15 protein-coding genes are annotated in these 16,834 nt (G+C 35.8%); 10 read left to right on the top strand and 5 right to left on the bottom strand.

Translation table 11 applies throughout. The annotated features are described in order from the left end of the window. The first annotated feature begins 28 nt into the window (after nucleotides 1-28). The 4 genes from fbaA to ACN1CN_RS14190 all read left to right on the top strand — a co-directional run bounded on the left by fbaA (nucleotide 29) and on the right by ACN1CN_RS14190 (nucleotide 3,355). Entirely contained in the window at nucleotides 29-1,096 is a 1,068-nt protein-coding gene (fbaA, locus tag ACN1CN_RS14205; RefSeq protein WP_017498372.1) for a class II fructose-bisphosphate aldolase, read from the top strand. A gap of 82 nt (nucleotides 1,097-1,178) precedes the next feature. Then, nucleotides 1,179-2,033, top strand: a complete 855-nt coding sequence (gene accD, locus ACN1CN_RS14200) for an acetyl-CoA carboxylase, carboxyltransferase subunit beta (RefSeq protein ID WP_017498373.1) — start codon at nucleotides 1,179-1,181, stop codon at nucleotides 2,031-2,033. An 83-nt stretch (nucleotides 2,034-2,116) separates the two neighbouring features. Then, the gene (locus ACN1CN_RS14195; protein WP_419136128.1) at nucleotides 2,117-2,713 is read left to right on the top strand and encodes a hypothetical protein; all 597 of its coding nucleotides are present in this window, start codon (nucleotides 2,117-2,119) and stop codon (nucleotides 2,711-2,713) included. Nucleotides 2,714-2,986: 273 nt separating this feature from the next. After that, the gene (locus ACN1CN_RS14190; RefSeq protein ID WP_419136127.1) at nucleotides 2,987-3,355 is read left to right on the top strand and encodes a lipocalin-like domain-containing protein; all 369 of its coding nucleotides are present in this window, start codon (nucleotides 2,987-2,989) and stop codon (nucleotides 3,353-3,355) included. Nucleotides 3,356-3,514: 159 nt separating this feature from the next. On the opposite strand, the gene ACN1CN_RS14185 is transcribed toward ACN1CN_RS14190, so the two are convergent. Together ACN1CN_RS14185 and ACN1CN_RS14180 are read right to left on the bottom strand one after the other, a co-directional pair. After that, nucleotides 3,515-4,561 carry an NAD(P)-dependent alcohol dehydrogenase gene (locus tag ACN1CN_RS14185; protein WP_419136126.1) on the bottom strand — a complete coding sequence of 349 codons (1,047 nt, stop codon included), beginning with the start codon at nucleotides 4,559-4,561 and terminating at the stop codon, nucleotides 3,515-3,517. A 97-nt stretch (nucleotides 4,562-4,658) separates the two neighbouring features. After that, a complete protein-coding gene (locus ACN1CN_RS14180) occupies nucleotides 4,659-5,906 on the bottom strand; it encodes an ABC transporter permease (RefSeq protein WP_419136125.1) in 1,248 nt (415 codons plus the stop codon). 166 nt (nucleotides 5,907-6,072) lie between these two features. Between ACN1CN_RS14180 and purH the strand changes: the two genes are divergently transcribed. From purH to rodA, 6 genes are all read left to right on the top strand, one after another. Further along, nucleotides 6,073-7,599 carry a bifunctional phosphoribosylaminoimidazolecarboxamide formyltransferase/IMP cyclohydrolase gene (gene purH / locus ACN1CN_RS14175; protein WP_264526162.1) on the top strand — a complete coding sequence of 509 codons (1,527 nt, stop codon included), beginning with the start codon at nucleotides 6,073-6,075 and terminating at the stop codon, nucleotides 7,597-7,599. 54 nt (nucleotides 7,600-7,653) lie between these two features. Further along, nucleotides 7,654-8,682, top strand: a complete 1,029-nt coding sequence (locus tag ACN1CN_RS14170; protein WP_007804822.1) for a rod shape-determining protein — start codon at nucleotides 7,654-7,656, stop codon at nucleotides 8,680-8,682. Nucleotides 8,683-8,791: 109 nt separating this feature from the next. After that, nucleotides 8,792-9,616 carry a rod shape-determining protein MreC gene (mreC, locus tag ACN1CN_RS14165; RefSeq protein WP_419136124.1) on the top strand — a complete coding sequence of 275 codons (825 nt, stop codon included), beginning with the start codon at nucleotides 8,792-8,794 and terminating at the stop codon, nucleotides 9,614-9,616. After that, nucleotides 9,609-10,115, top strand: coding sequence for a rod shape-determining protein MreD (locus tag ACN1CN_RS14160; protein ID WP_264526160.1), 507 nt, complete (start codon nucleotides 9,609-9,611; stop codon nucleotides 10,113-10,115). The genes mreC and ACN1CN_RS14160 overlap by 8 nt, the downstream gene beginning before the upstream one ends. Continuing rightward, nucleotides 10,112-12,076, top strand: coding sequence for a penicillin-binding protein 2 (gene mrdA / locus ACN1CN_RS14155; RefSeq protein WP_291285857.1), 1,965 nt, complete (start codon nucleotides 10,112-10,114; stop codon nucleotides 12,074-12,076). The genes ACN1CN_RS14160 and mrdA overlap by 4 nt, the downstream gene beginning before the upstream one ends. A 15-nt stretch (nucleotides 12,077-12,091) precedes the next feature. Continuing rightward, complete coding sequence (gene rodA / locus ACN1CN_RS14150; RefSeq protein WP_264526158.1) at nucleotides 12,092-13,327, top strand: rod shape-determining protein RodA; 1,236 nt, start codon at nucleotides 12,092-12,094, stop codon at nucleotides 13,325-13,327. 207 nt (nucleotides 13,328-13,534) lie between these two features. On the opposite strand, the gene ACN1CN_RS14145 is transcribed toward rodA, so the two are convergent. The 3 genes from ACN1CN_RS14145 to ACN1CN_RS14135 form a co-directional block, all read right to left on the bottom strand. Beyond that, the gene (locus ACN1CN_RS14145) at nucleotides 13,535-14,215 is read right to left on the bottom strand and encodes a DedA family protein (RefSeq protein WP_419136123.1); all 681 of its coding nucleotides are present in this window, start codon (nucleotides 14,213-14,215) and stop codon (nucleotides 13,535-13,537) included. Nucleotides 14,216-14,345: 130 nt separating this feature from the next. After that, the gene (locus tag ACN1CN_RS14140) at nucleotides 14,346-14,687 is read right to left on the bottom strand and encodes a heavy-metal-associated domain-containing protein (protein ID WP_264526157.1); all 342 of its coding nucleotides are present in this window, start codon (nucleotides 14,685-14,687) and stop codon (nucleotides 14,346-14,348) included. Between the two features lie 100 nt (nucleotides 14,688-14,787). Continuing rightward, a complete protein-coding gene (locus ACN1CN_RS14135) occupies nucleotides 14,788-16,794 on the bottom strand; it encodes a TonB-dependent receptor plug domain-containing protein (protein ID WP_419136122.1) in 2,007 nt (668 codons plus the stop codon). Nucleotides 16,795-16,834 lie beyond the last annotated feature (40 nt).

The raw sequence follows: 16,834 nt of genomic DNA, 5'->3' as shown, positions 1-16,834 counted from the left end.
AAACTAAAAACAACTAAAAAAAATTACAATGGCACACAATATTAAACCAGGGGTAGCTACAGGAGATCAGGTTCAGGAGATTTTTAACTATGCGAAAGAAAAAGGATTTGCTTTACCTGCAGTAAACGTTACTGGTTCAAGTACAATCAATGGAGTTCTTGAAACTGCTGCAAAATTAAACGCACCGGTTATTATTCAATTCTCAAACGGAGGAGCACAATTTAACGCTGGAAAAGGATTATCTAATGCAGGAGAGAAAGCAGCAATCGCTGGTGGAATCGCCGGAGCAAAACACATTCATACTTTGGCAGAAGCTTACGGAGCAACTGTAATTCTTCATACTGACCACTGTGCAAAAAAATTATTACCTTGGATTGATGGTTTATTAGATGCTTCTGAAAAACATTTTGCAGAAACAGGAAAACCATTATACAGTTCACATATGATCGATTTGTCTGAAGAGCCAATCGAAGAAAACATCGAAATCTGTAAAGAGTACCTGGCAAGAATGAGCAAAATGGGAATGACATTAGAAATCGAACTTGGTATTACAGGTGGTGAAGAAGATGGTGTTGACAACTCTGATGTTGACAGTTCAAAATTATACACTCAGCCAGAAGAAGTAGCTTATGCTTATGAAGAATTATCTAAAATAAGCCCTAAGTTTACAATTGCTGCTGCTTTTGGAAACGTTCACGGTGTTTACAAACCAGGAAACGTAAAATTGACTCCGAAAATCTTAAAAAATTCTCAGGATTTCGTTCAAAACAAATTCAACACTGGTCATAACCCGGTAGATTTTGTTTTCCACGGAGGTTCAGGTTCTACACTTGAAGAAATCAGAGAAGCAATTGGATACGGAGTAATCAAAATGAATATCGATACCGATTTACAATTTGCATACACAGAAGGAATTCGTGATTATATGGTTAAAAACATTGACTATTTAAAAACTCAAATTGGTAACCCGGAAGGTGCTGATGTTCCGAACAAAAAATATTATGACCCAAGAAAATGGGTACGTGAAAGCGAAGTAACGTTCAACACGAGACTTGAGCAAGCTTTTGCAGACTTGAATAACGTAAATACATTATAATAAAAAAGTTGAAAGTTTCAGGTTTCAAGTTTCAGGTTTCGCAACTTGAAACTTGAAGCCTGAAACAAAAAAAACATTCAATATGGCTTGGTTTAAAAGACAGGAAAAAGGGATTACAACTGCTACTGAAGATAAGATGGACGTTCCGAAAGGATTGTGGTACAAATCTCCTACAGGAAAAATTATTGACGCTGACGAATTAGCCCGAAACTTATTTGTAAGCCCGGAAGATGATTTTCATGTTCGAATTGGAAGCGCAACCTATTTTGAAATTTTATTCGACAATAATGAGTTTGTTGAATTAGATAAAAACATGACTTCTAAAGATCCTCTGCATTTTGTGGATACAAAAAAATACGCAGAACGATTGAAAGACGTAATGGAGAAAACACACTTAAAGGACGCGGTGCGTACCGGAGTGGGAAAATCTAAAGGAAAAGAACTTGTAATTTGCTGTATGGATTTTGCCTTTATTGGTGGATCTATGGGAGCTGTTGTGGGAGAAAAAATCGCCAGAGGTATTGATCACGCGATCAAAAACAAATTGCCTTTTGTAATGATTTCAAAATCAGGTGGTGCACGTATGATGGAAGCCGCTTATTCGTTAATGCAGCTGGCTAAAACATCTGTAAAATTAGCGCAATTAGCAGAAGCTAAATTACCATACATCTCTCTTTGTACAGATCCAACAACCGGAGGAACAACTGCATCATACGCTATGTTAGGAGACATCAACATCTCTGAGCCTGGTGCTTTGATTGGTTTCGCTGGTCCACGTGTAGTTCGCGACACAACTGGTAAAGATTTACCGGAAGGTTTCCAAACTGCCGAGTTCTTATTAGAGCACGGTTTCCTTGACTTTATCACGCCAAGAAAAGAATTGAAAGACAAAATCAACTTGTATATCGATTTGATTCAGAATAATGATATTAGATAGTTTTTAAACTTCTAAATACACAAAGTCCCATTAGCGAAAGCAAATGGGATTTTTTTATATCTTTATTTTAAATCTTATTCTTTATGGCTAGAATTTTTATTGGTTTTATTATTTGTTTTCTTCTTTTGAATTGTAACAAGAAAAAAAACTCTGTCAAGAACAAACCTTATATTATTTCTTATGAAGACAGAAAACTTCAAAATTATATTGATTCATTAAAAAAAAGCAACAGTAAAACGGTAGCATTCCCAAGAAAAGGTTTTTACGGAGAACATCAATTGATTATTGATAAAAAGGGTGATTTTTATTTTTATCAGAAAGAATATTTTTTAGAATTTTGCAGTTATGGCAATGAAAATGATACTCTTCCACATCTTTTACGCTTAGAACCCAAAGACTTTGTTAGAATCCCTCAAAAAAACTTAACTGATTTTCTTTCTGAAAACATCTTAACTAAAGAAAAAAACAGACAAATTTTAATTATTGCTTCTCAAAAAGACACTATAAAAAACACTTCCTTTTTTGAGTTTTTAAACACTAAAAACATTGGCACTTATATTATCCGAAGAACTACTCAAGAAGAAGATACTGTTTTGCAATATAAAAATAACGACAGAAAACATTTTTACTATTATCCTGATTCAATCAAATGGAATAAAACTAAAATTAAACTTCCCTAATAATTAATGTACCGTTCCTACGGAACTTCTGAATGCGTAATTCATCATATTCAACGGAATAAATTCCGTTGCTACAAAATATTTCGTTCCTACGGAACTTTAAATATGACGTTTCACCTCTCAACGGAATAATTTCCATTACTGCCGACATTTCATTCCTACGGAATTTTTCTTAACTTGTAATTGTAATGACTAAATAATATTTGTCAGAAAAATTGTATTTTTACCAAAACCTATTAATCCCTTAAAACCCAACTTTAAAATCGTAACCTTATGAAAAAAATTGTTTATCTGGCCTTAATTATGCTAGCATCACTCTCCATCCAGGCACAAACGTCAAAAGAACTTATAGGAAAATGGCAACTGGTAAAACTTACTAAAAACGGAAAAGAAAAAGACATCAAAGAGAAATTCAATAGCGATCAGGTTTTTCAGGTCTTCAACGAAGATGGGAAATTTACAGGAGTTGTAGGAGAAAAAAGCATCAACGGCAAATGGAAACTCTCCAAAGACAATGATGTTTTAACCGTTACAGTTGATTTAATGCCTGTGAAATTTCAAATTGAATACTTCGACAGCCAAAAACGTGTGGTTACCCAAGATCAGCTTGGAACTTTAGAATACAAAAAGGTAGATAACTAATACGTCAAAAAACCTCATACTAACTCACACACCTAATAAAAACAAAAAGTCCGCAAAGCGCTAAGACAAGCTTTACGGACTTTTTTTATGTGATTAAGCTTCGAAGGAATATACTATTTATAACAAAAAACTCAAAATCTTAGCACCTCACAACCTTAGCTACTTCAAAGAAGCCATATCAATTACAAAACGATACTTCACATCACTTTTATTCATACGATCGTAAGCTTCATTAATGTAGGCCATATCGATAATTTCAACATCAGAAGTAATATTATGTTCAGCACAGTAATCTAACATTTCCTGCGTTTCTTTTATCCCTCCTATTAAACTTCCAATGATACTTCTTCTTTTCATAATCAAAGTAAAAACAGGAATTTCGGCAGGTGCGGGAGGAGCTCCAACAACAATCATGGTTCCGTTAGTCGTTAACAAATTCAGATAGGCATTATGGTCGTGTTTTGCCGAAACAGTATTGAGGATAAAATCGAAGCTATTCGCTAACGACTCCATTGTTTCAGGATTTGAGGTTAAAGCAAATTTATGCGCTCCTAATTTCTTTGCATCCGCTTCTTTTGAAGGAGAGTGACTCAACATGGTAACTTCGGCACCAAAAGAGACCGCAAATTTCACCGCCATATGTCCTAAACCGCCAAGTCCCAAAACCCCAACTTTATGTCCTTTGCCTACTTTTAAATAGCGCAACGGAGAATAAGTGGTAATCCCGGCACACAGTAACGGAGCAACTCCTTTTATGTCGAGCTTTTCAGAAACGTGAAGGGTGTAGCTTTCATCCACAATAATACTGTTGGAATATCCTCCACGTGTTGGAATATTGGTTCCTCTTTCAACACTGTTATAAGTTCCTGTCATTCCTTCATAGCAAAACTGCTCTTCTCCCGACTGACAGCTCGGACAAACTCGACAAGAATCTACAAAACAGCCTACCCCTGCCAATTCTCCAACTTTAAACTTAGAGACTTCATTTCCAACAGCTACAATTCGGCCCACAATTTCGTGACCTGGGACTAAGGGATAGTCAACAGGCCCCCAGTCGCCTTTTGCAGTATGAATATCAGAATGGCAAACGCCACTGTATAAAATTTCGATCTGAACCTGATGAGCACCAACTTCTTTTCTTTCAAACGTATAAGGTTTTAACGGATTTACAGCATCATAGGCTGCATAAGCTTTTACTGGTATCATATTATCGCTTTTTAAATTAGGGTATTAAAATTACGATAAAATTCAACAGCAAAGCCAAAATTAAAGTGCTTCGGAAATGATTTTTTCTGTAATGGGTTTACATTCCGGTTCGAATCGCTTCTACCGGATCTAAATTTGCAGCAGAAATCGCCGGCAGTATCCCGGAAATTAATCCGATCAGCGCCGCCAGTCCGGTTCCTAAAATGATATTTCCGGCGCTTAAAACAAATTCAAAGTCAAGTACTTTTGTCAAAACAAACGCAATACCCCAAACCATCAACAAGCCAATTATGCCGCCAATAACAGAAAGAATAACCGCTTCGAATAAAAACTGAAACAAAATAAATCGGTTTTTAGCTCCTAAGGATTTCTGAATTCCAATTAAATGAGTGCGTTCTTTTACGGATACAAACATAATATTGGCAATTCCGAACCCACCAACCAAAAGAGAGAATCCGCTGATAATCCATCCCACCACATTCATTTGTCCCAAAATCCCGTCTATAAAATCGGTAAATCCAGAAAGTACATTAATAAAGAAATTATCTATTTCGCCGGCTTTCATACCTCGAATGGCCCTTATTTTTTGTGCAACCTGCGCTTTATAGGCGTCCATGTCTACTCCTTTTTCCGGTTTTACAACAATTACGGGTGTCATCGCATCGCTGTCACCATACATTCGGCGTAAAAAATTGACCGGCAAATAAACCGATGTATCATTACTGTCTCCAAAGAAACCCGCCCCTTGTTTTGCAATTACACCAATAACCGTAAAACGCTGTCCGTACAAACGAATATCTTTTCCAATCGGATCACTTGTGCCGAAAAGTCCTTCGGCAATTTCGTAACCTAAAACAATAACTGCTTTACCGGAGTTGGACTCTGATCCATTATAAAACCTTCCTGTTTCAAAGCTCAACCCTTCAATATCTACAATTTCGCTTGACGAAGGAATAATATTAACATCACTTACGGTCTTTGAATCGTATTTTAAACTCTCGTGTTTTACAAAAAGCTGATACGCTACCTGATCGGTATTTGTTAGTGAATTCTTTAAGCCTACATATTCATCGTATTTTACATTTGGGAACTGATCTCTTTTCCATTGCGGAATTTCGGAGGGCCCAAAACTAAACTTCATTAAATAAATTGTATTTTTATCCAAGCTGCTCAAATCCTTAGAAATTTTACGATCTAAAGAATCAACTGCCGCCAAAACAGCAATAATTGAAAAAATCCCAATTGTTACTCCTAACAAAGACAATAAAGTTCGCAGTTTATTATTTCGCAAAGCATTAACAGCAAAGCTCAAACTTTCTTTTAATAATCTAAGATAAACCAGCATATAGTCGTATTTTTCAATAAAGTAAAATTCAATAATTTAAAATCAAAAACCTAATAAAAGTTAACTTACTCATCAGTAGATTTTTTTAGCATAATGTTACATTAATTTTCTTTAAAATAATGTTTAAAAAAACTACTTTTGCAGTCTCAAAAATCATAACTACACGATGAGCACAACTAAAACAATACAATCGGCATTAATATCTGTTTTTTCAAAAGACGGTTTAGAGCCAATCGTTAGAAAATTACACGAACAAAATGTAACACTTTACTCGACCGGAGGAACCGAAGACTTTATAAAAAATCTTGGTATTCCTGTAGTTCCTGTTGAAGATATTACTTCTTTCCCTGAAATTCTTGGAGGAAGAGTAAAAACATTACACCCGAAAATCTTTGGTGGAATTTTAAACCGTCAGGATAACGAAAGTGACGTTCAGCAAATGAAGGAATTTGATATTCCGCAAATCGATTTGGTAATTGTTGATTTGTATCCGTTTGAAAAAACAGTTGCCTCAGGTGCAAGCGAGCAGGATATTATTGAAAAAATTGACATTGGCGGAATTTCATTAATCCGTGCCGGTGCAAAAAACTTCAAAGACACAGTAATTGTAGCTTCAGTAAACGAGTACAGCCTGCTTTTAGATTTGATTACGACACAAAATGGAGCCACAACTCTTGAAAACAGAAGATTGCTTGCTACAAAAGCTTTCCACGTTTCCTCTCACTACGACGGTGCTATTTTTAACTATTTCAATACTGACGAAACCATTTACAAAGAAAGTATTGCAGACGGTCAGATTTTAAGATACGGGGAAAACCCTCATCAAAAAGGATTTTTCTTTGGTGATTTTGACGCTATGTTCAACAAAGTTCACGGAAAAGAATTATCATACAACAACTTATTAGATGTTGATGCCGCAGTAAACTTAATTAATGAGTTTAAAACTGACGGACCAACATTTGCGATTTTAAAACACAACAATGCTTGTGGTTTAGCTTCCAGAAAAACAATTAGCGAGGCTTATTTAGCAGCTTTGGCTTGTGATCCTACATCAGCTTTTGGAGGTGTTTTGATTGCAAATACTAAAATCGACCTGGATACAGCACAGGAAATCAACAAGTTATTCTGCGAAGTGGTAATTGCTCCGGCTTATGATGAAGAAGCAATTGCTGTTTTACAGGAAAAGAAAAACAGAATCATTTTAATTCAAAATGAAGTTGAATTACCTTCAAGACAAGTAAGAACATGTCTTAATGGTTTGTTAATTCAGGACAGAAATAATATTACAGATACTAAAGAGCATTTAAAAACCGTTACTATTACAGAGCCTACAGCTGAAGAGATAGAAGATTTAATATTTGCTTCAAAAATTTGTAAAAACACCAAATCAAATACAATCGTATTTGCTAAAAACGGAACATTAATTTCGTCAGGAACAGGTCAGACCTCAAGAGTAGATGCTTTAGTTCAGGCAGTTGACAAAGCAAAAGCTTTTGGATTTGATTTAACCGGTGCTTCAATGGCAAGTGATGCATTTTTTCCGTTTCCGGATTGTGTAGAATTAGCCAAAAAAGCAGGAATAACTGCTGTTATTCAGCCAGGAGGCTCAATAAAAGACGAATTAAGCATAAATTATTGCAATGAAAACAATCTTGCAATGGTATTTACGGGAACACGTCATTTTAAACATTAATTTGTTTAACTTTGTTCAAAATAATTTATAACATTTTAAACCCCTAAAAAACTTATGGGATTTTTTGATTTCATGACCGAGGATATTGCGATAGACCTTGGTACCGCAAACACTTTAATCATACATAATGATAAAGTTGTTATTGATAGTCCGTCGATCGTTGCACGTGATAGAATATCAGGCAAAATCATTGCTGTTGGTAAGGAAGCCAATATGATGCAAGGTAAAACGCATGAAAACATCAAGACCATAAGGCCTTTGAAAGATGGTGTAATTGCAGATTTTGATGCTTCAGAAAAGATGATCAACATGTTCATCAAAAGTATTCCGGCATTGAAAAAAAGAATGTTTACTCCAGCTTTAAGAATGGTGGTTTGTATTCCTTCCGGTATTACCGAAGTGGAGATGAGAGCGGTAAAAGAATCTTGTGAAAGAGTAAACGGAAAAGAAGTTTACTTAATTCATGAGCCAATGGCAGCAGCAATTGGTATTGGTATCGATATCATGCAACCAAAAGGAAACATGATTGTTGATATTGGAGGAGGTACTACTGAAATTGCAGTTATTGCATTAGGCGGAATTGTATGCGACAAATCTGTAAAAATTGCAGGTGACGTTTTCACAAACGATATCGTTTATTATATGCGTACACAACACAACCTTTTTGTTGGAGAGAGTACTGCTGAAAAAATAAAAATTCAAATTGGTGCCGCCATCGAAGATTTAGACGGACCACCAGAAGATATGTCAGTTCAGGGTAGAGATTTACTTACCGGTAAACCAAAACAAGTAGATGTTTCTTACCGTGAGATCGCGAAAGCACTTGACAAATCAATTCAACGTATCGAAGATGCGGTAATGGAAACATTATCTCAGACTCCACCTGAATTAGCAGCCGATATTTACAATACTGGTATTTATTTAGCGGGTGGTGGATCGATGTTAAGAGGTCTTGACAAACGTATTTCGCAAAAAACAGATTTACCTGTTTACATTGCTGAAGACCCGTTAAGAGCAGTTGTTCGCGGAACCGGAATGGCGCTTAAAAACATTGCGAAATTTAAAAGTATCTTAATCAAATAAGATTCAAAATAACAATCAATATATTTTTATTAGAGTTGAATTCAAACGTTCAACTCTAATAAATTTTGAAACCAAAAGCATATCCTGAAACAAAATAACCAAACAAGAAATGCAGCAAATTTTTAATTTCATTATAAGAAACAGTAATCGATTGCTGTTTTTGCTGCTTTTAGGTATTTCGTTAGCGCTCTCAGTTCAATCACATTCTTATCACAGAAGTAAAATAATCAGTTCGGCTAATTTTTTAACCGGAGGTGTTTATGAGAAAATCAATCACGTAAACGAATACTTGAACTTAAGAACTGAAAATGACGAACTTGTACTTGAAAACGCAAGATTAAAAAGTCTATTATTCAACAAACAAGACACCACAAAACTACCTTTAGCAGACAGCGTAAAAGGAGTTAAACCTGCGGATATTATTGTTTCAAAAGTAATTCACAACTCCTACAACACTCACGAAAATTTTATCACGCTTAACTCGGGATCAAATGATGGTGTAAAACCAGACATGGGAGTTATTAATAGCTTAGGAATTATTGGATTGGTAGACAATACTTCGCCAAGATATGCAACTGTAGTGAGTATTTTGAATATGAAATCACAGATCAACGCTAAACTAAAAAAGACAAACCATTTTGGTTCTTTAACCTGGGATGGAAAAAGCACCGGATTTGTACAGCTGGAAGATGTTCCAAGGTTAGCTTCTGTTAGAAAAGGAGATACCATCGTAACCGGAGGGCAATCTGTAATTTTCCCGGAAGGAATTAATATCGGTACTGTAGAAAATATATACAAAAAGGAAAATTCAAGTTTTTATGTTATAAAAGTTAAGCTATTTAACGATATGACCAATCTTGGACACGTATACATCATCAAGAGTAAGGACAGAGAAGAACTTATTAATTTAGAAAACAAGGGAAAAAATGAATAGCGCTTTGTTACTCAATATTTTTCGATTTATTATGTTACTAGCAATTCAGGTTGTTATTTTCAATAATATGAATTTTTTAGGGTACATAAGTCCCTTCCCATACATCTTGTACATTATTTTGTATCCGGTTAACAGCAACAGAACCGGCTTGATTGTATCGAGCTTTTTGCTTGGAATTATCATGGACATGTTTTGCAATTCGGGCGGAATTCATGCGACAGCCTGTCTTGTACTTGCGTATTACAGACCGTACATTTTCAAATTCTCGTTTGGACTTAGCTACGAATATCAAACCATTAAACTGAATGATTCCTTAACCCCGGAACGGTTTTCTTTTATTCTTGTTTCTGTCGTATTGCATCATATCGTATTGTTTGTATTAGAAGCTTTTCAGTTTAAATTTATTCTGGATGTTTTACTCCGAACTTTATTTAGCTCTATCTTTACAATAATCACCTCCATTATCATAATTTACCTTATTAAGCCTAATAAACGATGAGAAAAGTCCTGCTGCCCTCTTTAATTATTATTGCAGCATCTTTGCTAGTGATCAGGATCTTTTATTTGCAAATTATTGATGATACCTTTAAGTTAAAATCCGAAAATAACGCAATAAAGAAAAAATACGACTATCCTGAAAGAGGTTATATTTATGACCGACACGGGAAATTATTAGTTGCCAATCAGGCCTCTTATGATATCATGGTAATTCCGAGAGAGATCAAGGAAGACCTTAATATTCCTGAATTCTGTGCTTTATTAAACATTACACGAGAAGATTACGACAAACGAATTGCCAAAGCCAAGGTATACAGCCCAAGGCTTCCTTCGGTATTTTTAGCACAGCTGAACAAAAATGAGTTCGCCGCTTTTCAGGAGAAAATTCGGAAATACGAAGGTTTCTATTTTCAAAAGCGTTCGCTTCGTGACTATGACGTAGACTACGGTGCAAACATCTTTGGCTTCATCACACAGGTAAACGAACGACAAATTGCCAAAAATCCATATTACAATAGTGGTGATTTAATTGGAAAGCAAGGTGTTGAAGAAAGCTATGAAGATATTTTACGCGGTATTAAAGGTGTAAAATACATTCAGAAAGACAAATACAACAGAGAAATTGGCTCTTACAAAGAGGGTAAATACGATACTATTGCCGTAGCCGGAGAAGACATCAACCTGACAATCGATGCCGAACTTCAGAAATACGGAGAAGAATTAATGATCAATAAAAGAGGTGGTATTGTCGCTATCGAACCTAAAAGCGGTGAGATTCTGGCATTAGTAACCGCACCTTCTTATGATCCCGGAATTTTAGTTGGAAGACAGCGTTCTAAAAACTATACCCTTTTGTATCACGATTCGATCGCAAAACCGCTGTACGACAGAGGACTTTTGGCTGAGTATCCTCCGGGTTCTCCGTTTAAAATCCTGACTGGTCTGGTTGCTTTGCAGGAAGGCGTTATCAACGAACAAACCACCTTTATGTGTCACCATGGATTTAGCTATGGTCGAGGTCGTTTTATGAAATGTCACGGTTTTGGACCTCATCAGTTGCATAACGGAATTTACAATTCCTGTAACACCTATTTTGCACAATCTTATATGTTGACCATAAACAAATACAACAATCCTGCTAAGGCGGTAGATGTTTGGAGTGACCACGTAAAAAGTTTTGGATTAGGACAGTTTATGGGCTATGATTTGCCAACAGGTAAAAAAGGAAACATTCCGACATCAAAAACCTATAAACGAATTTATCCTAACGGAGGTTGGAGAAGCACCACTATTGTATCGAATTCAATTGGCCAGGGAGAGGTTTTAATGACCCCTATTCAATTGGCAAATATGATGGCAACTGTAGCCAATCAAGGCTACTATTACACGCCTCATATTATTAAAAAAATTGAAGGAAGAAAAATTGATGCTAAATTTACCACCAAACACGTTACCACAATTGACCAAAAATATTTCCCACCGGTCATCAGCGGTTTGTTTGACGTTTACAACAAAGGAACAGCTTATGCACTTCGCGTAGAAGGTATTGATATTTGCGGTAAAACGGGTACGGCAGAAAATTTTGCAAAAATTAACGGAAAAAGAACACAGCTTAAAGACCACTCTATATTTGTTGCTTTTGCCCCTAAAGACAATCCTAAAATTGCAATTGCAATTATGATTGAAAACGGAGGATTTGGAGCTACAGTAGCGGGTCCGATTGCCAGTTTAATGATTGAAAAATACCTGAGACATAAAATCACAAGAACCGATTTGGAAACCAGGGTTTTAAACAAAAGTTTGGCCAGTGAATATGCGAAACTAGGCGGTATGAACGAAGCCAGCGCAATTGAATCTACGCCAAAAGATTCCCTTTTAAAAGCTAAAATTGTTACTCCTAAACCGGTAACACCTAAAGCAGAAGTTAAAAAAACAGTATCAGACACCACTAAAAAGAACTAACAAAGATTATTTCAAATGAAAAATCAAAGTGTAAAAAATAACATTGACTGGATAAGCGTTTTTATCTACATTTCGTTGGTGATATTAGGGTGGCTAAATATCTATTCCTCATCATTATTATCAACAGAAGGAACTTATCAAAAACAATTAATCTTTATTGGATGTACCGTCCCTTTGATTTTTGTGGTCCTTTTTGTTGATGGAAAGTTCTATGAAAAATACGCCAGTATTATTTTTGGAGTTTCCTTATTGTCCTTAGCCGGTTTGTTTCTCTTTGGAAAAACGATTGCCGGACAGCGTTGTTGGTATGCGATCGGAAGCTTTACTTTACAGCCGTCTGAGTTTGCTAAAGCCGCTACATCATTGGCATTGGCCAAATATCTAAGTGATACGCAAATCAACCTGAAAGATACCAACAGACAAATTCAGGCCCTGGCCATTGTATTTTTACCGGTATTATTGATCTTACCTCAACCCGATCCGGGAAGTGCCCTAATCTACAGTATTTTTATTGTTGTATTGTACAGAGAAGGTTTACCATCCTGGTATGTATGGACTGGTTTTATCACCATTCTATTGTTTGTATTAACACTTGTCCTGGAACCTTATGTTGTTGTTCTAATTTCCTTGGGAGTTTTAACGATCATACATTTCAAAGGAAGAGTAGTTGATCGAAACATTATCTTAAGCGGTATTCTTTTACTTGTTATCTCAGGTTTTGTTTTCTCTGTAGATTACGTTTTTGATAACGTTTTCAAACAGCACCACCGTGACCGTTTTAATATCTTATTAGGAAAAAGCGTGGACATGAAAGGTATTGGATACAACACCAATCAGTCTGAAATTGCTATTGGATCAGGAGGATGGATCGGAAAAGGCTTCCTTGAAGGAACACAAACCAAAGGAGGATTCGTTCCGGAACAGCACACCGATTACATTTTTACAACCGTTGGCGAAGAATGGGGTTTTGCAGGATCTTTAGTGGTAATCGCACTTTTCGTAGGGCTATTTCTAAGAGTCATTTACCTGGCCGAAAGACAGAAAACAAAATTCAGCAGGGTCTATGGTTATTGTGTTGCGGGAATTTTATTTACACACTTCTTCGTTAATATTGCCATGGTTATTGGAATTTTCCCAACAATTGGAGTTCCTCTGCCCTTCTTTTCTTATGGAGGCTCCGGACTCTGGGGATTCACAATTTTGTTGTTTATCTTCCTAAAAATGGATGCCAACAAAGTGAATGAATGGTAGTTTTTTTTTTAAAGGTTCTGAGGTTCTGAGGTACTAAGATGCTAAGTTTTTTTTTAGTTCAGAGGCGTAATGATTCAGAAGTTGATATTTAGAGGTTACATCTCACAACTCACATTTCACGTTTTACATTTCACAAAAGAAAATATATCCCATAAAAAAAGTCCGAAACTTAACTGTTTCGGACTTTTTTATACCTTTTGTTTTAAATTACATCTTTTCGCTTGGTCTCTTTTTAAAAAGCTTTACCAATACCGGAAATGTAGATATGATTACAATTATAATAATGATGTATTCGATGTGATGTTTTAAATCTATTCCTTCTTTCAGGAACACGCCATATAAATAGTGTCCTGCGAAGATCAATATAAACGACCAAAGGAAAGAACTCAAAACATTATAGAACATAAATTTCTGTTTATCCATAGAAACGATCCCTGCCACAATAGGAGCGAAAGTTCTGAAAATTGGAAGAAAACGCGCATAGATAATTGCTTTTCCACCGTACTTCTCAAAGAAGTCTTTTGATTGCAATAAGTATTTTTTCTTGAACCAGAAAGAATCTTCTTTTTTGAACAGATAGTAACCGCTTTTGGCTCCAAACCAATATCCGGTCATATTCCCCAAGACTCCCATTATGGCAACAAGGGTTGAAAGTATAAAAACATTAAGAAAATCTGCCGGAATATCGACAACATTCTGCATTAAATCACGACTGTAAATACCTGCTAAGAAAAGTAAACTGTCTCCCGGAAGAAAAAATCCCGCAAAAAGACCTGTTTCTGCAAAAACTATAAAGAGAACAATAAATAAACCAATTTGAACCCCTCCAATGCTTAATGTTATATAAAATTCAGGGTTGATTAATTGCGTCCAATCAAAATTATTCATAAATGCGTTTGGTTATATTTATAAGTTTGTGAAATTAGCAATAATTTGCTTCAACCACAATTAAAAGCCATATTTTAAAGATAAATTAACTATTAAAAGCCCGAGTATAAACCCGGGCTCTGCTGTTTTTTTATTCTCTTACATACTTACAGCAAGAATGCAAATTGTCATAATCGGCATCCGTCGCTTTAACCTCTTTAGTATCATGTCCGACTTTAGCTACAGCAGCATTCAAATCTGCAGGAGATGATTTTTCTTCGTTTAAAATCACCGCTAGCTGATGAGTACTAATGTCCCATGTTGCCGATTTTACTCCCGGAACACTAAAGGCCGCCTTTTCAATACGTTTTTTGCATTGCTCGCAGTTACCATTTACCTCGGTTGTGTACTTTAAATTCTTGTTTTTCTTAGTTTGTGCCTGAGCCGAAAATCCTAAAAAAGTAATCAGCGCGATTAAAATTATTCTATTCATCTTATTTATTATTTAGTGTTATTATTCTTATCTTATGTGTGAGATGTTAGATGTAAGATGGTTGAATAAATTTTCACATTTTACAGCTCACATTTTACAATTACTTTATCTTAAACCGCAATCCTGCGTAATACATCTGTCCAAAAATAGGAGCATACGCAACAGAAGCATCAAAATTAGGACCAAATGGATCTGAAGCTCCTAAAATAGCTTTTTGCTGTTTGTAATTTCCAATATTCTCTCCTCCTACATATACTTCAAAAACAGAAGAAAAAATTCTAGTTACCTGAGCATTCATCACCGCATACGAAGGCGAAAAATCAGGAAACTGATCTGCAGTCGGGTTTGACGCTGTATAAGGCAATTGCTGTTTTCCAGACCAGTTAAAAGTATAATCAAATTTCCATTGTTTATCATTGTTCAGTTTGGTTTCATATTCCAGATTCCCCAAAAAGCGGTGTTTCGCCTGTAAGGGACGCTGAAAAGTACCACGTAGATAATCTGTTTGAATATCGTAATACTTGTAAGCCGTTCTTAAATTCAGGTTATGAATAAATTCGAAATTGAATTCCAACTGAAAGCTATTAGCAAACGAGCTTCCTTTCAGATTATAAAACAAAACATCCTGCGGACTTTGCATCAAGTCGACAACGGCCTGATTTTGAAAATCGGTACGATAGAAATCAAATCCAACTTCAGCATTTTTATTAAAAACACGGAATTTCTGAGAAAAACTCACTCCATAATTCCATGCGATCTCGGGATTCAACCCATAAATTTTTCCACTTTGATCTAAAATCGAAAACGTTCTGGAACTCGCAAAAAGCTGCTGATTTTCGGCAAAAATATTAGCCGAACGCTTCCCTCTTCCGGCAGAAACACGAAGCACTCCAAACTTCCAGGGATTGTATCTCATGTGCAGACGTGGCGTAACAAATACCCCCAATCGATTGTGATTGTCTACCCTACCTCCTAAAATCAAACTAAAATTATCGGTATTGTCATAAGTATACTCAAAAAATGCACCAACAGAATTATCAATTCGGCTGTAGTCATTTGCATTTACAAACTCCTGATACTGATCGTAAGCAAAATTTAAACCTGTAGAGAATTTATGCTTTGTATTGTTAATAATCGAATTGAAAATTAAATTTGAATAATAGCTATTTTGCCTGATATCATAAAGACTCAAACCAAAATAAGAGTTCTGATTGTGGGTATTGAAGGCGTTCTGAAAACCAATACTTTGATACGGCATGTCTTTAAACACATAGCCTATCTTAGTAGAAACATCAAAACGTTCTGTATTGATCTCCGAACCCCAACGGTTCTTTGTTCCGCGATCGGTATCTTTATCGAAATCTACTTCTCCGGTTTGTTTTTTATCATTCATATACCTGAAATTGATAAAACCCACCAAACCGCTATCCGGATTATAATATTGGTAACGGTTTAAAACATTAATTTGTTTCCCCAGCGGATTGTCTAAAAACCCGTCATCGTTCATGTCGTTTTTCGCTACACGGGCATTGCCATGAACAAATAAACTCGTTGCCCATTTATCCGATAATTTTTTATTGAAATGGGTATTCAATTCAAAACGGGCATCGGTAGAACCATAGGCGTTTAAGAAAAACGGGATATCACTTAATGGTTTTAAAAGCTCGGTATTAATTTGTCCTGAAATACTCTCGTACCCATTGATAACACTGCCCGCTCCTTTAGTAATCTGAACACTTTCTATCCATGTTCCCGGAGTAAACGATAATCCGTAAGCTTGTGAAGCCCCTCGTACAGAAGGAAGATTCTCTTCGGTAATTAATAAATAAGGACTTGTCAGACCAAGCATTTTAATTTGTTTGGTTCCGGTTAAAGCATCGGAAAAATTCACATCTATTGAAGGGTTTGTTTCAAAACTCTCGGCCAGATTACAGCAGGCTGCTTTTAGCAGTTCTTTACTTGTAATAACAGATGTATTGGCGGTAAGCGTATAGGATTTTTTTATTCCTTTTTGCTTTTTTGTAATTTTTACTTCCTGTAAATCTTCTTGTGAAAACACAGCTACTGACAGCAAAAATGCAACAAAAAGCATTATATTTTTTTGCATAAAAAATTGACTTTAATGTTAAATAGAAGGCCGCTCTGAT

Source organism: Flavobacterium sp. T12S277, from assembly GCF_048514875.1.
In the GTDB taxonomy this organism is placed as follows: domain Bacteria; phylum Bacteroidota; class Bacteroidia; order Flavobacteriales; family Flavobacteriaceae; genus Flavobacterium.
Note: the sequence above shows the minus strand (reverse complement) of the source record. Positions and strands in the feature narration are given on the sequence as shown.

Bases quoted from the DNA above. Each gene is read 5' to 3' on its own strand.
- ACN1CN_RS14170 (WP_007804822.1), top strand. From the start codon at position 7,654: ATGGGATTTTTTGATTTCATGACCGAGGATATTGCGATAGACCTTGGT.
- mreC (WP_419136124.1), top strand. From the start codon at position 8,792: ATGCAGCAAATTTTTAATTTCATTATAAGAAACAGTAATCGATTGCTG.
- rodA (WP_264526158.1), top strand. From the start codon at position 12,092: ATGAAAAATCAAAGTGTAAAAAATAACATTGACTGGATAAGCGTTTTT.
- ACN1CN_RS14140 (WP_264526157.1), bottom strand. From the start codon at position 14,687: ATGAATAGAATAATTTTAATCGCGCTGATTACTTTTTTAGGATTTTCG.
- ACN1CN_RS14180 (WP_419136125.1), bottom strand. From the start codon at position 5,906: ATGCTGGTTTATCTTAGATTATTAAAAGAAAGTTTGAGCTTTGCTGTT.
- fbaA (WP_017498372.1), top strand. From the start codon at position 29: ATGGCACACAATATTAAACCAGGGGTAGCTACAGGAGATCAGGTTCAG.
- ACN1CN_RS14135 (WP_419136122.1), bottom strand. From the start codon at position 16,794: ATGCAAAAAAATATAATGCTTTTTGTTGCATTTTTGCTGTCAGTAGCT.
- ACN1CN_RS14160 (WP_264526160.1), top strand. From the start codon at position 9,609: ATGAATAGCGCTTTGTTACTCAATATTTTTCGATTTATTATGTTACTA.
- ACN1CN_RS14190 (WP_419136127.1), top strand. From the start codon at position 2,987: ATGAAAAAAATTGTTTATCTGGCCTTAATTATGCTAGCATCACTCTCC.
- mrdA (WP_291285857.1), top strand. From the start codon at position 10,112: ATGAGAAAAGTCCTGCTGCCCTCTTTAATTATTATTGCAGCATCTTTG.
- ACN1CN_RS14195 (WP_419136128.1), top strand. From the start codon at position 2,117: ATGGCTAGAATTTTTATTGGTTTTATTATTTGTTTTCTTCTTTTGAAT.
- accD (WP_017498373.1), top strand. From the start codon at position 1,179: ATGGCTTGGTTTAAAAGACAGGAAAAAGGGATTACAACTGCTACTGAA.
- ACN1CN_RS14185 (WP_419136126.1), bottom strand. From the start codon at position 4,561: ATGATACCAGTAAAAGCTTATGCAGCCTATGATGCTGTAAATCCGTTA.
- ACN1CN_RS14145 (WP_419136123.1), bottom strand. From the start codon at position 14,215: ATGAATAATTTTGATTGGACGCAATTAATCAACCCTGAATTTTATATA.
- purH (WP_264526162.1), top strand. From the start codon at position 6,073: ATGAGCACAACTAAAACAATACAATCGGCATTAATATCTGTTTTTTCA.